The 14,669-nt window shown below is 70.1% G+C and carries 9 protein-coding genes; 6 read left to right on the forward strand and 3 right to left on the reverse strand.

Annotation, left to right across the window (positions count from 1 at the left end):
• Nucleotides 1-469 precede the first annotated feature (469 nt).
• Together ACYVO6_RS01175 and ACYVO6_RS01180 are read left to right on the forward strand one after the other, a co-directional pair.
• Nucleotides 470-907, forward strand: a complete 438-nt coding sequence (locus ACYVO6_RS01175; RefSeq protein ID WP_461056714.1) for a VOC family protein — start codon at nt 470-472, stop codon at nt 905-907.
• Between the two features lie 60 nt (nt 908-967).
• Nucleotides 968-3,103, forward strand: coding sequence for a nitroreductase/quinone reductase family protein (locus ACYVO6_RS01180; protein ID WP_461056487.1), 2,136 nt, complete (start codon nt 968-970; stop codon nt 3,101-3,103).
• 134 nt (nt 3,104-3,237) lie between these two features.
• On the opposite strand, the gene ACYVO6_RS01185 is transcribed toward ACYVO6_RS01180, so the two are convergent.
• Complete coding sequence (locus ACYVO6_RS01185) at nt 3,238-4,854, reverse strand: alpha/beta hydrolase (RefSeq protein ID WP_461056488.1); 1,617 nt, start codon at nt 4,852-4,854, stop codon at nt 3,238-3,240.
• A 315-nt stretch (nt 4,855-5,169) separates the two neighbouring features.
• On the opposite strand from ACYVO6_RS01185, the gene ACYVO6_RS01190 reads away from it, so the two are divergent.
• Nucleotides 5,170-8,472 (forward strand): family 78 glycoside hydrolase catalytic domain, encoded by a 3,303-nt coding sequence (locus tag ACYVO6_RS01190; protein WP_461056489.1) that lies wholly within the window; start codon nt 5,170-5,172, stop codon nt 8,470-8,472.
• Between the two features lie 301 nt (nt 8,473-8,773).
• On the opposite strand, the gene ACYVO6_RS01195 is transcribed toward ACYVO6_RS01190, so the two are convergent.
• Both ACYVO6_RS01195 and ACYVO6_RS01200 read right to left on the reverse strand, forming a co-directional pair.
• Nucleotides 8,774-9,430, reverse strand: a complete 657-nt coding sequence (locus ACYVO6_RS01195; protein ID WP_461056490.1) for a response regulator — start codon at nt 9,428-9,430, stop codon at nt 8,774-8,776.
• Nucleotides 9,427-10,698 carry a sensor histidine kinase gene (locus ACYVO6_RS01200; protein WP_461056491.1) on the reverse strand — a complete coding sequence of 424 codons (1,272 nt, stop codon included), beginning with the start codon at nt 10,696-10,698 and terminating at the stop codon, nt 9,427-9,429. Before ACYVO6_RS01200 ends, ACYVO6_RS01195 begins: the two co-directional genes overlap by 4 nt.
• Nucleotides 10,699-10,860: 162 nt before the next feature.
• Between ACYVO6_RS01200 and ACYVO6_RS01205 the strand changes: the two genes are divergently transcribed.
• The 3 genes from ACYVO6_RS01205 to ACYVO6_RS01215 all read left to right on the forward strand — a co-directional run bounded on the left by ACYVO6_RS01205 (nt 10,861) and on the right by ACYVO6_RS01215 (nt 14,655).
• Nucleotides 10,861-11,805, forward strand: coding sequence for an ABC transporter ATP-binding protein (locus ACYVO6_RS01205; protein ID WP_461056492.1), 945 nt, complete (start codon nt 10,861-10,863; stop codon nt 11,803-11,805).
• Nucleotides 11,802-12,812, forward strand: coding sequence for an ABC-2 transporter permease (locus ACYVO6_RS01210; RefSeq protein WP_461056493.1), 1,011 nt, complete (start codon nt 11,802-11,804; stop codon nt 12,810-12,812). The genes ACYVO6_RS01205 and ACYVO6_RS01210 overlap by 4 nt, the downstream gene beginning before the upstream one ends.
• A gap of 148 nt (nt 12,813-12,960) precedes the next feature.
• The gene (locus ACYVO6_RS01215) at nt 12,961-14,655 is read left to right on the forward strand and encodes a protein kinase domain-containing protein (protein ID WP_461056494.1); all 1,695 of its coding nucleotides are present in this window, start codon (nt 12,961-12,963) and stop codon (nt 14,653-14,655) included.
• Nucleotides 14,656-14,669 lie beyond the last annotated feature (14 nt).

Consider the following 14,669-nt stretch of genomic DNA (forward strand, 5'->3'; position numbering starts at 1 on the left):
CCGACAGGCCGCGCGAAACGCATGGCCAGCGCCCCGGCCCGCCACCTCCGCGCTCAGCCCCGCCAACTCAAGCACGACCGCCAGGTGATGCGCTCAGTCACAGCAGTGAGCCGAAGCTCAGGAGTTGTCACCGGCAGAGCCGGCTGAGCTGGCGGACAGGACCGGTCGAGGCACCCTGGTTGTCACCAACGAGGCATTGGACTTGTCACAAATGCTCATACGGCAGCCTTTCTGTCACCAGTACCGAAGATCGCCAGACGGGACGGATCAGCCAGCCGACAGCACAGCGTGACCTTTGAATCAATCACTGATGGCGGCCGACCTGATCGACGAGTACCTGCTGATGGTCCGTCCCTACGCCTCGCCGCGCCCGACAGGGGCCGTGACTGCCATCACAGACGTTGGTTGTGTCGAGAACATTGCGCCAGCTCCGTCCCAAGGCCACGACGGGCCGCGTGACACGGGTGAAATGATGATCTACCGGATGGATCACGTCGGCGTTGCGGTCGAGGATCTCGCGGCTGCTATCGCGTTCTTCGTCGAACTGGGCCTGGAACTGGAGGGCGAGGCAGCAGTCGAGGGTGAGTGGGTGGACCAGCTCGTCGGGCTGGACGGCGTCCGAGCGGACATCGCCGTCGTGCGGACTCCGGACGGCCACGGCCGGGTCGAGCTGTCGACGTTCCACACGCCGGTGGCCACCAGCATTGCGCCGAGGGCGCCGATGAACACCCCGGGCATCCCTCGCCTCACGTTCGTCGTCGACGCCGTCGATGCCGTCCTCGACCGCCTGCGCGCCCACGGCGCCGAACTCGTGGGCGAGGTGGCGCAGTACGGGGACATCTACCGGTACTGCTACGTCCGCGGCCCCGACGGCATCATTATCGGGCTGGTCGAGGAACTCAACTGAAGTAGATCGCCAGTCAGCACGTTCCGTACCAGACTTCCGTTCCGAAAAGGACCGTCCGTCATGGCTGTCGCCGATGACCTTGACCACGCCACCGACTCGCAATGGGACTGGGTCGCTGAGCAGACTCGTACGTATCTGGCCTCGGGTGGCACCGAGGGGCACGAGTCGAACGGCGTCTACACGCTCGTGCTCGCCACGACCGGACGCAGGACCGGCATTCCGCGCCGCACGTGCCTGATCTACGGCACCGCAGGCGAGGACTTCGTCGTCGTCGCCTCCAAAGGTGGTGCCGACGAGGATCCGGCGTGGTTCAAGAACCTCCAGGCGGACCCGAGCGTCGGGGTGCAGGTCGGCGGCCGTCGGTTCACCGCTCGCGCCCGGGTCGCGTCCCCGGCCGAACGTGAGCCCCTCTGGTCCCAGATGGCGCGCATTTTCCCGCTGTACGACGAGTACGCACAGGAGTCCCTTGTCGCGACCGAGGGAGTCACGGTCCTCATCCACGATCAGCGATGTGCCGCGGAGAATCGGCGTGACCGCAAGCGCGGGAGGATCGCCACGCCGAGCCGGCGCATCGTCATCAATGAGCGCGTCTGCGAGGGGTGCGGTGACTGCGGCGTCAAGTCCAACTGCCTGTCAGTCGAACCTGTCGAGACGGAGTTCGGGCGCAAGACCCGCATCAACCAGGACTCGTGCAACCTCGACTTCTCGTGTCTCCAGGGCCACTGCCCGTCATTCATGACCGTGACGCTGCCAAAACGATCAACCACGCGCCGTCAGCGGCGGGACGACGACCTCTCCGCGGTTCTGTCGCAGCCGATCCCCGAGCCGGAGCTCCCGAGCGCCGCGGACGGATTCGTGATCAGGATGCCCGGGATCGGCGGTACCGGGGTGGTCACCACGAGCCAGATCATCGGCACCGCCGCGCTTCTCGACGGCCGTCACACCGTCGGGCTCGACCAGACGGGACTGAGCCAGAAGGCCGGTCCGGTGGTCTCCGACCTCACCATCTGCGACTCTCCGCGCATCGCGTCCAACAAGGCTGCGGCCGGCACCGTGGACCTCTTGCTCGGCCTCGACGTTCTTGGCTCTGGGACCGAGATGACGCTCGCGTCGACCGAGCCTGGCCGCTCGGTCGCCGTCGTGTCGACGACGAGGACGCCGACCGGCCGCATGGTCTCGGACGTCTCTGCCTCCTGGCCGGAGACCGCTTCCTTCGAGAGGGGCCTCGAAGAGCGCCTGGGCCGTGGGCGCGTGCACTGGGTCGACGCGGAGCAGGTCGTGCGTGACCTCTTCGGCAGCGCATCCGTCCTCAACCTCTTCATGGTCGGTGCGGCCTTCCAACTCGCCGCCCTGCCTGTGTCGGCCGCCTCGCTCGAGCGGGCGATCGCCCTCAACGGTGTCGCCGTCCAGGCGAACATCGACGCGTTCCTGGCAGGGCGTCTGTGGGTGTGCGATCGAGCGGTGCTCGCCCCACGGCTCTCCGATGAGACGCCGCTCGCCGACTCGGCAAACGCGGTCGCCGCGATCCCGATTCCGGAACTTGATCACGACCCGCGTGTACGCGAACTGGCCGAGGCCCGATCGGCCGAGCTCGTGAGGTATCAAAGTCGTCATTACGCCCGCCGCTTCGTCGACGTCGTGACACATGTCACGGATGCTGAGACGCAGGCGTTGGCCGGATCCACGGCGTTCACCGAGGCAACCGTCCACGGGCTGTTCAAGCTGATGGCGTTCAAGGACGAGTACGAGGTGGCGCGTCTGAGCCTCGACCCGCAGGTGAAGCGAGACATCGAGGAGCGGTTCGGACCCGATGCCACAGTCCGGTGGCAACTCCACCCGCCCATTCTTCGCGCCATGGGCATGAGCCGAAAACTCAGCCTCGGCCCGTGGTTCACGCCCGCCCTCTGGCTGCTGCACCGCCTGCGAAGGCTACGCGGGACCCGCTTCGACCTGTTCGGATACACAGCGCTGAGGCGTCTCGAGCGTCGCCTCGTCGACGAGTACGTCGAACTGGTCCTGGACCTCTCGAACCGCGTCGACGCTGCCTCGCTCGGCGTAGCCGTGGAGATCGCCGCCCTGCCCGCCATGGTCCGTGGCTACGAGTCGATCAAGGAACGCAACGTCGAGTCGTACCGCACCGCGGTCGCCGGAGCACTCCGACGGTTCGACGAGCTCGCTTCGCCGGATCGGGGGTAGCCAGTGAGCGGTCACCCTTCACCCCTCCCCGGAACCGACTTCGTCGGGAACGCCTCCTCGATCCCGGCCGTGGGAAGGCTGGTGGCGGATCTTCCACAAACCGCCCCGGCCGGGCGGTCCGGGGCGGTTCACCCTTAAGTGCCCTGCGTTTCGCATGTCTCATCGCGTGCCGGGAGTTTCCCGCTGGTCAAGTACTGGTTGACCTCGTGGTCGATGCACGCATTGCCGTACTGCCCGTAGAGGCCGTGCCGGTTGGCACCTTTCAGGGTGAGCAGCTTGGAGCTCGGCAGCAGCCGGTGGAGTTCAGAGCTGCTCTTGTAAGTGGTCCGCGGATCGCCGGTTGCGGCCACGATCAGCAGGGCGGCGTCGTCACGCACTCGGATGGGTTTCTCCGTCGGGGTTTTCCAGAAGGCGCACGGGACGATGTTGTTGGCGAGGGGCCCGAACAAGGGATGCGTGCGGCGGCTGGCTTCGATGTCCCGCCAGTACTGCTCGATGTTGCGCGAAGCCGTGCCGTCCGCGCAGGCGAGAGCGGTCTGTACGGTGCCGAGGTTGGTGTCCTCGTCGGTCAGGAAGACCCGGAGGACCGCGGCGAACTCCGGTGTCAGCGGGGCCGGTTGCCCGTCTGCGGCTTTCGCGAGGACGGAGAGCTGCCCGGCGAGGGCGTCACGGGCGGAGTCCTTGTCGTCCCAGAGTCCCATGAAGAGCAGCAGCGGCACCTGGGTGTCGTCGATCCGGAAGAGGTCGGGAGCGGTCCCGACGGTCAGCGGCTTGCGTGCGGCCGCCGACATGACACGGTCGATGGTGGCCAGCACCTGGACGCGGGTGCGGCCGAGGGAGTAGGTGCCGTGGCGTTGCGCAGCCCAGGTCGCCCAGGCGGCCAGGGCCTGCTCGTTCTCCGGTTCGAGACCCTTCAGCAGTTGAGGGGTGTAGCTGCTGGGGGCGACGGCCCCGTCGAGCACCATGCGGTCGAAGCGGCCGGGGAACATCTGGGTGTAGACCGTGCCCAGGTAGGTGCCGTACGAGTAGCCCAGGTAGGAGATCCTCCGTTCATCGAGCGCGCCCCGGATGACGTCCATGTCGCGAGCCGTGTTACGTGTGCTGATGTGCGGCAGCACCGATGCGTTGGTGGCCCGGCACTTGTCGGCCAGGCTCTTTTGCAGCTCAACCTGACGATCGAAACTGGCCCGGCTAAGGCCGGCCGAGAAGAGAGCGTTGCCGATCGGCCAGCCACAGTCCAGCGGGGTGCTGCGTCCGACAAAGCGCGGATCGAATCCGATGATGTCGTAGCGGGCCCCGGCTTCGCCCATCGCCGCTTTGACGTCCGGCGGGGACGCCAGGGCAGGAACTCCAGGGCCACCGTTGTTGATCAGAATCGAGCCGATACGACGACGGGTGTCGGTGGCCTGAAGGCGCGACATCGCCACGGTGATCGTTCGGCCTTGAGGGCTTGCGTAGTCAAGCGGCACGGTCAGGTTCGCGCACTCTGCACCGGCTTTGTCCAAGTCCTGGCCGGTGGTGTCGTCGGGGTCCTGTGCGCACTTCCCCCAAGCAAGGTGCTGATCATAGAAACGGCCGAGCCCGGGTATGGAACTGGCTGCGCTGTTGCCCGTAGAAGCCTCGCGTGCTGCGACGGTGGCTTCCGGGCTGGTGCCGGTGGCTTCTGGGCCGGCGCCGGTGCAGGCCGTGAGGCCCGCCAAAACCAGAGCCGCTGCTGCGGTACGGTATGTCGCCGCACGTAATGTGATCATGGCGCTGTTCCTCGGGGTGGGGCGCGCTTCAGGCGCGGGAACGCGGCGTCCAGGCCCGTCGGCTGGAGATCCATCGGCCCGGTCGCCTTCTTACGCGACCGATGCTAGAAGTTGCGCGGTACACGATCACTACAGCTCTCCGCACGATCTTGGTGGGGATAACCCCACCCTCAACCCCGCCGCTCGCCCAACCTCCGCTGTCACACACCTTGTTGAGCACCACTCGCGTACATAGCATTTCCCGGCAAGGGGAATTTTGAATCGTTTCAAGCACGGCTTCGTTGTCCGCGGCGACACAGCGAGCGAGGAACGCGCATGGGCCAGTTCTGGAACCGGAGACTCTTCCTGAAAGGCACGACGGCGGGCGTGGGCGCCGGGTTCACCGCGTTGTCCGCCGACCCGGCGTCGGCCGCGGGCACGCCGGCGCGGAGTCCGGAGGACGACCGCACCGGAGCGCTCCGCATCGAGCGCACCACCGTCGAGTACGCCGAGCGGCTCCTCGGTACCGACGTCGAACACCCCCATCTCAGCTGGGAGTTGTCCGCTCCGGGGCACGGCGCCCGGCAGAGCGCGTACCAGGTCCAGGTGGCCCTCGACCCCAGGGAGCTGACGGACCGCACCGGGGCGGCGGCCAGGCTGGTCTGGGACTCGGGGAAGGTGGCGTCCGACCGCAGCGTGGGCGTCCCCTACGGGGGGCCTGCGCAGCGCCCCCGTACCCGCTACCACTGGCGGGTACGGGTCTGGGACGGCGCCGGGCGCCCCTTCCGCTGGAGCGAGGTCCGCTGGTGGGAGGCAACGTTGTCAGAAGCCGACTGGCAGGCCCGCTGGATCGGCGCCGACCCGCCCCCGCAGCCGCCCTCCCTCTCTGGTGCCTCGTGGATCTGGTCGGCGGGCGCCACGTCCTCCGACGCCCCCGTGGGGCCGCGCTGGTTCCGGGCGGTGCTGCGTCTGCCGGACGGCACGCGGGTGCGGCGGGCCACCGTGGTCGCCACCGCCGACGACGACTTCACTCTCCATCTGGACGGCCGGCAGGTGCTGCACGCGCCGGAGCAGCAGGACGGCTGGCGCACCGGCCGTGCGGTCGATGTCACGGAAGTCACCGAGGAGGCCCGCGCCGCCAGCCGCCCGGTGGTGCTCGCCGCCCGTGCCACCAACCGCCCCGGCCCCTCCGTGAACCCCGGCGGCCTGCTGGTCCGGCTGGTCGTCGAGACGGAGGACGGCGACCTGCACGAACTGGTCACCGGCCCCGGCTGGCGCGTTGTGGCGACCGAGCCCCAAGAAGGCTGGCAGCACCCGGAGTTCGACGATGCCGCCTGGGCCGAGGCCCCCGTGCTCGCCCCGTACGGGCAGGGCCCCTGGGGCAGCGGGGTGAGCGTCGCCGTGCCGGAGCAGCCCGCCCCCCTCCTGCGCCGCGCCTTCACTGTGCGGCGGCGGATCTCCCGGGCCCGCCTCTACATCAGCGGACTCGCCTACTACGAGGCCGAGATCAACGGCCACAGGGTCGGCCGGCAGGTGCTCGACCCCGGCTTCACGGACTACGACGAGACCGTGCTGTACGCCGTCCACGACGTCACGGCGCTGCTGCGGCGCGGCGAGAACGCCATCGGCGTCACCCTCGGCCGCGGCTTCTTCGGCATGACCACCCCCAACGTCTGGAACTGGCACCGCCCGCCGTGGCACGGCGAGCCCCGGCTGCTGGCCCAGCTGGAGATCGACCACCCGGACGGCTCCCGCACCACCGTCGCCTCGGACGGCGAGTGGCGGATCACCGAGGGGCCGACCCGGTCCAACTCCCTCTACGCGGGCGAGACATACGACGCACGCCGGGCCCCGCGCGGCTGGACCCGCCCCGGCTTCGACGACAGCGGCTGGCGGGCGGCGGGCGAACAGCAGGTCCCCCGGGGCACGCTCAGGGCCCAGCCGCACGACCCGATCGAGATCGTCGAGACGGTACGGCCGACGGAGATCTCCGAACTCCGCCCCAGGGTGTACGTGGTGGACATGGGCCGCACCATGGCGGGCTGGACCCGCCTGACCGTCCGCGGCGCCGAGCCGGGCGCCGTCGTCCGCCTCATCCACGGCGAGAAGCTGAAGGCCGACGGAAGTGTGGACGCCGAGACCGGCCACGTCCCGGGCCGCTTCCAGACCGACGAATACATCTGCTCGGGCGGCGACAAGGGCGAGGTCTGGGAGCCGAAATTCTCGTACAAGGGCTTCCGTTACGTGGAGATCCACGGCCTTCCCTCCCGCCCGTCCCCGGAGCAGGTGCTGGGGCGGCTGGTGCACACCCGTGTCGAGGAGGTCAGCTCCTTCGGCTGCTCGGAGCCGTTCTACGAGTGGCTGGACGGTGCCATGCGCCGCACGCTCCGCAACAACCTGCACGGCATCCCGACCGACACCCCCATGTACGAGAAGAACGGCTGGACCGGTGACGCCCAGCTCGGCACGCCGGTGATGGCGTACGCCTTCGGGATACACCGCTTCCTGTCCAAGTGGCTGGGCGATCTGGCGGACAGCCAGACCGGCGAGGGGCAGCTGCCGGTGATCGTGCCGAGCGGCGGCTGGGGCTACAACGAGCTGGCCCCCGCGCCCGAATGGACGACCGTGTACCCGTTCGTCGTCCGCGAGATGTACCGGGTGTACGGGGACGAGCGCGTCGCCCGCGAACACTGGACGACCCTGACCCGGTACCTGGACTGGGAGCTGTCCCGGCTGCGGGACGGCCTTGCGGTCACGGCGCTCGGCGACTGGCTGCCGCCCGGCTACGGCGGCGGCATTCCCCCGGAGGACACCCGGCTGACCGCGACCGCCTACCTCCACCGGGCGCTGCTGCACACCGCCGAAATGGGCGCACTGCTGGGTGAGGGCGAGGTCGTGAAGCGGTACCGGGAGGCGGCCGAGAACCTGAAGACCGCGTTCAACGAGGCGTTCCTGAGTCCGGAGGGCCACTACCGCACGGCGAAGGACCCCGGATATCGGCAGACGTCCAACGCGATTCCCCTGGCCTTCGGCCTGGTGCCGCCCGGCGCCCGCACCTTGGTGCTGGACAGCCTGGTGGCGGACCTCGAGGCGCGCGGCAACCATCTGAACACCGGCTGCCTGGGCACGAGTGTGCTGCTGAAGGTGCTGTGCGCCCACGGCCGCCCGGACGTGGCACACGCCGTCGCGACCCAACGCACCTATCCGGGCTGGGGGTACTGGCACGCCAACGGCGCCGACACCATGTGGGAGATGTGGGAGCTGGACTCCCGCTCCCGCGACCACTACTTCCAGGGCACGGTCGCGCAGTGGCTGTACGAGAACGTGGCCGGGCTGCGCCCCGGGGACGCCGGCTACCGCACCTTCTCGGTGCGCCCCGACGCCCGTACGGGAGTGAACTGGGCCCGTACGTCGATCCGTACGGTGCGCGGCGAGGCCGCCGTGTTCTGGTCGCGCCTTGACCGGGAGCTGCGGCTGTCGGTGCGGGTGCCGGTGGGCTCGACGGCCGAGGTGCATGTGCCGGGAGAGGCGCGCGACCGGGTGGCCGCGCCGAAGGGCGCGGAGTTCCTGCGCAGCGACGCCGCGTTCGTCGTCTTCCGCGTCGGGCACGGGAAGTGGACCTTCACAGGCCCGGCCTGACCGACTCGACGGCGTGCCGGACGGCGCCCGTTCTCGAACCTGCCCCGGCAGGCGCCCCGCTGACGAAGAGCGTCCGGGCCGCAGGCGCCTGTCGGGCAATCGAGCGATCGCCGTGACAGCGGCTGGATCACGGCGGTGGCGGGCAACACGGTCTTCTCCGTAAGGCCGGACCGACCCACGTCCCGGCCGTCACCTGCCGCCGCGAACTGACCGGCGCCTCACGGCGGCGCCGCCGATGGCCCGGCGGCCGGCGACGGAGCACGATCAGGACAGTTGAGACCTCACCGGTCGACTTGCGACCTCACTGGTCGACGAGGCCTGAGCGCCAGGCCCATGCGGCGATCTCGACGCGGTTGCGGGCGGGGAGTTTGGTCTTCACGTTGCCCAGGTGGGTCTTCACCGTGCCTATGGAGATGAACAGTTCGGCGGCGATCTCCGCGTTGGTGAGGCCGCCCGCCACGAGCCGCACCACGTCCGTCTCGCGGGCCGACAGCCCGGACGGCTGCGGTTCGCCGGGGCCGGGCGAGGCCGCGGCCGGCAGGCTTCGCAGCAGGCGGAGGGTGATGGACGGGCTGACCAGGGCTTCGCCGGATGCCGCAGCTCGGATCGCCTCGACCAGCAGCGCGGGGCCGGAGTCCTTGAGGAGGAAGCCGCAGGCGCCGTCCTGCAGAGCGCGGTGGACGTACTCGTCGTCGTCGAACGTCGTGGCCACGACGACCTTCGGGGGGTCGACCAGGCCGGGCCGGGTCAGTCGGCGCAGCGCCTCCAGGCCGTCCATCCGGGGCATACGGATGTCCATCAGCACCACGTCCGGCCGGTGCCGTTCGGCCAGTTCCACCGCCTGCAGACCGTCCACCGCCTCCCCGACCACCTCGATGTCGTCCTCGGCGGCCAGGATCATCATGAAGCCGGTGCGGACCATGGCCTGGTCGTCGGCGATCAGCACACGGATCGTCATGCGGCGCTCCTCACGGGGTCACCCACGGAGTCGCTCACGGGCAGCGTCGCCTCGGTGCTCCAGCCCCCGTCCGGTGCGGGGCCCGCCTTGACCCGGCCACCGACCATGCCCACCCGTTCGCTCAGCCCCTGCAGCCCGAAGCCCCCGCCCAGCGCCTGGAGGGCCTGGCGGCCGGCCCGTGGCCGTCCGTCGTCGCTCACGTTCACGGTGACCCGGTCTCCGGACCGGACCAGGCGCACCTCCACCTCGGTGAAGTCGCGGGCATGCTTGCGTACGTTGGTCAGCGCCTCCATCACCACCCGGTGCACGGTGGTGACCACCTCCACCGGCAGATCCCCGAACTCGCCCTCCGTCAAGAGCCGGGCCTGGCTGGCGCCGACCGGGGCGAAGCCCTCGACGAGGGACCGCACTTCGTCGATTCCCGCCAGCGGCGCGAGGGCCACGTCCCGCGCTTCGTCCGCCCCTTCGGGGGCGGTTTCGCGCAGCATTCCGACCATGGCGCGCATCGACTTCAGCGCCTCCGCCCCTGCCTGCTCGATCTGTCCCAGCGCGGGCGCCACCAGCTCCGGTCGCTTGGCGGCGATCGTGCGGGCTCCCTGCGCCTGAATGACGATGCCCGTCACATGGTGGGCGACGAAGTCGTGCAGGTCCCGGGCGAACTCTGCACGCTGCTCCATCCGTACGGCGCTCTCCCGCCGTAGCCGGTCCGCGAGGACCAGGCGTACCGTCAGGCCGATGCCCAGGGCCGCCGCTGCCGCCAGGGCGAAGAAGAACGCCACGACCACGTTGCCCAAGTCGACCTTGACGGCCAGCGGGCGCAGGACGATCGCCGCGATGCACACCGGTGCGACCACCCCCGCCCACACCGGCTTCCCGCGCCAGGCGGTCAGCAGCAACAGCCCGAGCAGCGCCGCCGGTTCGGTGAATCCGTACGGATCCTCCACGACGATCCCGTCCTCCCCGACGGGCCACCGCGCGATGACGTAGACGGCGATCGTGGCGCCGAGCGACACCGCCGCCGCGACACCGGCCGCCAACGGCAGGCCCCGCGCGCCCAGCCGGGGCCAGGGCAGCAGAGCGGCAACCGCCGACAGAGCCGATCCAAGCAGGAGCGGACCGATCGTGCTGCCGTCGAGCGCGCCGAACGTGTAGTGGACGCGATAGCCGAACGCGCCGAACGTGCGGTCAAACAGACCGAGACCGAGCAGCAGCAGAACCACCACGGGCCACGCCGCCGCGCGCAGCCAGGACCATAACCGCAACCTCATGCCGGGGAGCGTAGCCGGGCACTCGGCCAAAAGTCGTAGTGATCCGCTGAAGATCTGCCTTTCGCAAGATCCGCCGTCCCGGGACGGCGGGCCAGAGTGGCATCACCGCCACAGCGGCCGTCAGCTACAGGGAAACCTCAGGAAGCGAAGCAGGGAGCACAGATGAGGGACGCGATGCGCGCCGGGGAGTCGGCGATGGAAGCGTATGGGGTGGGCAGGAAGTACCGGCGGGGCTGGGCCCTGCGGGACTGCTCCTTCCGGCTGCCGGCCGGCCGGATCTGCGGGCTCGTCGGACCCAACGGGGCGGGAAAGACAACGCTGCTGGGGATCGCGGGCAATCTGCTGGAGCCCACGGAGGGCTCCCTCAAGGTGTTCGGCGCCGCCCCGGAATCCGCGGAGGCAGGCCGGCGTACCGCCTTCCTCTCCCAGGAGAAGCCGCTGTTCCGCCGCTTCACCGTCGCTGAGACGCTGCGCATGGGCCGCGAGCTGAACCCCGGCTGGGACCAGCGGGCCGCCGAGGCCATCGTCCGCGCGGGCAATGTGCCTCTGGAGGCGAAGATCGGCACCCTCTCCGGCGGGCAGCGCACCCGGGTCGCCTTCGCGCTCGCCTTCGGCAAGCGCCCCGATCTGCTGCTGCTCGACGAGCCGATGTCCGACCTCGACCCGCTGGTACGCCATGAGCTCATGGGCGCCCTGACAGCAGAGGCCGCCGAACACGGCACCACCGTGCTGTTGTCCTCCCACATGCTCTCCGAGTTGGAGAACGTCTGCGACTTCCTGCTCGTCATCGCCTCCGGCGAACTGCGCCTCGCGGGCGAGGTGGAGGAACTGCTGTACGCCCACACCCTGGTCACCGGCGCCAACGACGGCGCCCGTCTCCCCGAGGAGCTCGCCCACCACACCGTCGTCGAAACCCGCGGCAGCGGAGGCCGGTTCACCGCCCTCATACGTCCCGACGTACCGGTGACCGGCCGGTGGCAGGCCGACACCCCGAACCTGGAGGAACTCTTGCTCGCCTATCTGCGCTCCCCCGAGGCACCACCCCTGATCACCCCCACCGCCCAGATCCCCGGTCAGGCGTACAACACTCGGGCGGTGGCGGCATGAGCACCCTCACCAACACCCCAGCCCCGGCCGCGTCCACCGCGCCCCCGGCCCGTCGGCCCCGGCTCAGTGGAATCGCCTGGCTGGTCTGGCGCCAGCACCGGGCCACCCACTGGACGATCCTCGGCGCGAGCGTGCTCTGCCTGGCGTGGATCGTCTACCAGCGCGCCGAGATGATGAACTTTCTCACCGGCCACGGCTGGCCCGATTCCGACGCCGCGGTCTGGGGCAAGGCCTTCGAGCCGTACGCCCAAGCGTTCCAGCCCGTCTCCCTCGCCCTGGGCCTGATCCCCGTACTCCTCGGCGTCTTCGTCGGCGCGCCGCTGCTCGCGGGCGACCTGGAGCACGGCACGGCCAAGCTCGTCGCCGCCCAGTCCGTGAGCCGGGTCCGCTGGCTGGCCACCAAACTCGGCGTGACCGCGCTGGTGGTCGTGGTGAGCACAGTGGCGCTGTCCGCCGCGTTCAGCTGGTGGTGGAACGTGGTCAAGGACCAGAACACCGTCCTGGACTGGACCTCCGGCGAAGCGTTCGACACCACAGGGCCCGTGCCCGTCGCCCTCGCCCTCTTCACCATGGTGAGCGGTGTGGCGATCGGCATGGTGCTGCGCCGCACCCTGGCGGCCATGGTGGTCACCTTCGGCTTCGCCGTCGTCGTACAGGTTGTCTGGGGCTACTTCCGGACAAGCCTCGGCGAGGTCGTCACGGTCACCACCAACCAGGGCGCCAGCGAGGACGCGTTCCCCGAACTGCCCGATGCCGCCTACCAGATCGACCAGTCGTACATCACCAGCACCGGAGACCTGCTCGGCTGGAGCACCTGCGCGGGCGAGGAGACGGAGAAGGCGGCCGCCGCCTGTCTGAAGCAGGCCGATGTCGTGGGCTGGCGGGTGGACTATCTGCCGATCTCCCAGATGACCAGCATGCAGTGGCTCGGCTCCGCGATCCTGTTCGCCCTGCTTGCCGCCGTCACGGTGTTCATCTTCCTCTGGGGCCGCAAGCGGCTCGTCTGACAGCGACTCGCCCGACGGCCGGCCCGCTCCCGCACGTGACGTCCTTCCGTGTCCCTCCGCGTCGGCGTCCAGAGCAACTCGCCTTCCTCACAAGGCGCTTGCGCTACGCTCGCGCTCATACAGCTGTGCGAGAGAACCGGAATCCCCCATGCGAGACCACCACGGCGGCGGGTCAGGTGCAGCCGACGCGAAACCACCGACCGGAAAGCCGCTGCGGGACGGCGATCCCAGGCGGGTGGGGCCGTACGCCCTGGTGTCGGTGCTCGGCAGCGGCGGGATGGGGCGCGTCTACCTCGGACGTGAGGTGAGCGGAGCCGGCAGGCTGGCGGCCGTCAAGGTGATCCGGCCGGAGTACGCGGAGGACGAGCACTTCCGGAAGCGGTTCGGGCGGGAAGTCGGAGCGCTGGAGCAGGTCCGGGGGCCGTACATCGCGCGGCTGATGGGCAGCGGCCAGGACGGGGACCTGGTGTGGATGGCGACCGAGTACATCCCTGGGCCCACCCTCGCCGACGCGGTCGACGAGCACGGGCCGCTCGACGCGGCGGCGGCCTGGCGGCTCGCGGCCGACCTGGTGCAGGCGGTCCAGGCCATGGCGCGGGCCGGGATCGTCCACCGCGATCTCAAGCCCTCCAACGTGATCCTGGCCGACGGGGGCGCCCGCGTGATCGACTTGGGCGTCGCCCAGGCCGCCGACGCCAGCTCCATCACCGCGACGGGGCACTACGTCGGCACCGCCGCGTACATGTCGCCGGAGCATGCGCGCGGCAAGCCGGTGACCACCGCGTCCGACGTCTTCTCGCTGGCCACGACACTCACGTACGCGGTGACCGGGAACGCGCCCTTCGGCGACGGCACGGGCGTGGGCGTCATGCACCGGGTCGCGTACGAGCCGCCCCAGGACGACGTGCTCGACGCCGTGACCGCCGCCGACCCGGTCCTGGCCGCCCTCATCACGGACTGCCTGGCCAAGGAGCCCGAGCAGCGCCCGACCCCCGATGCGCTGTTCGCGAGGGCCATCGCACACCAGATGCCCAGCACCGGCACCACTCCTGGTCCCGGCCCTGGTCCCGGCGGGAGCCGGGGCCGCGCCTCCGGCCGGAGCCGTACCGCGGTCGGCCCGTCCCCGTCCCCGGCGCCGGACCCGGCCCCTGTGCCGCCTGTCCCGTCCGCCGCCAGAAAGCCCAGAAAGCTCGGGCTCCTTCTGGCAGGCGCCGCCGTCCTGGTGACGCTCTTGGTCGCCGGGGGCGTCGTGTCGCTGCTGGGCAAGGACGACGGCCAAGCGTCGGCCGGCTCCGGGCCGACGGCGCCCTCGGGCCCGGCGTTGGGCGACCGCACCACCGAGCGGCCCTCCGCCTCCCCGAGCGCCACGCCGTCGAAGACGTCCGCCACACCGAGCGCCCCCGCCGCGGCCGGCGCGACCTCGGACCAGAAGGCGGAAAGCTCCCCCAGGAGCACGCCGTCTTCCTCCGCCACCAGTCGCGAGTCGGCCACCGCGACGGAGGAGACGGAACAGCCCAAGGAGTGGACGAGCACAGTCGTACCGGCCGGCAGCTCGCTCTCCGTCGGCCAGTCCTGGAGCACGAACCGGATCAGCATGATCATGCAGCGGGACGGCAACCTCGTCGTCTACAACGAGGACGGCAAGGCGACTTGGGCGTCCCGGACCAGCGGAGAGGACCATACGGCCCGGTTCCAGACGGACGGCAACCTCGTGATCCTCAACGCCGACGACAAGCCCATATGGGGCGCGGGCAGCAACGGCCACCAGGGCGCGAAGCTGGTCCTGCGAAAGGACGGCAAGGTGGTCATCGTGGACGGAGGCACTGTGGTGTGGAGCACCTGATCGCTGAGTCCCTC

The organism is Streptomyces pseudoechinosporeus (assembly GCF_054783935.1).

Coding starts and splice junctions, on each gene's coding strand:
- ACYVO6_RS01205 (WP_461056492.1), top strand. CDS start 10,861: ATGAGGGACGCGATGCGCGCCGGGGAGTCGGCGATGGAAGCGTATGGG.
- ACYVO6_RS01180 (WP_461056487.1), top strand. CDS start 968: ATGGCTGTCGCCGATGACCTTGACCACGCCACCGACTCGCAATGGGAC.
- ACYVO6_RS01210 (WP_461056493.1), top strand. CDS start 11,802: ATGAGCACCCTCACCAACACCCCAGCCCCGGCCGCGTCCACCGCGCCC.
- ACYVO6_RS01195 (WP_461056490.1), bottom strand. CDS start 9,430: ATGACGATCCGTGTGCTGATCGCCGACGACCAGGCCATGGTCCGCACC.
- ACYVO6_RS01200 (WP_461056491.1), bottom strand. CDS start 10,698: ATGAGGTTGCGGTTATGGTCCTGGCTGCGCGCGGCGGCGTGGCCCGTG.
- ACYVO6_RS01215 (WP_461056494.1), top strand. CDS start 12,961: ATGCGAGACCACCACGGCGGCGGGTCAGGTGCAGCCGACGCGAAACCA.
- ACYVO6_RS01185 (WP_461056488.1), bottom strand. CDS start 4,854: ATGATCACATTACGTGCGGCGACATACCGTACCGCAGCAGCGGCTCTG.
- ACYVO6_RS01175 (WP_461056714.1), top strand. CDS start 470: ATGATGATCTACCGGATGGATCACGTCGGCGTTGCGGTCGAGGATCTC.
- ACYVO6_RS01190 (WP_461056489.1), top strand. CDS start 5,170: ATGGGCCAGTTCTGGAACCGGAGACTCTTCCTGAAAGGCACGACGGCG.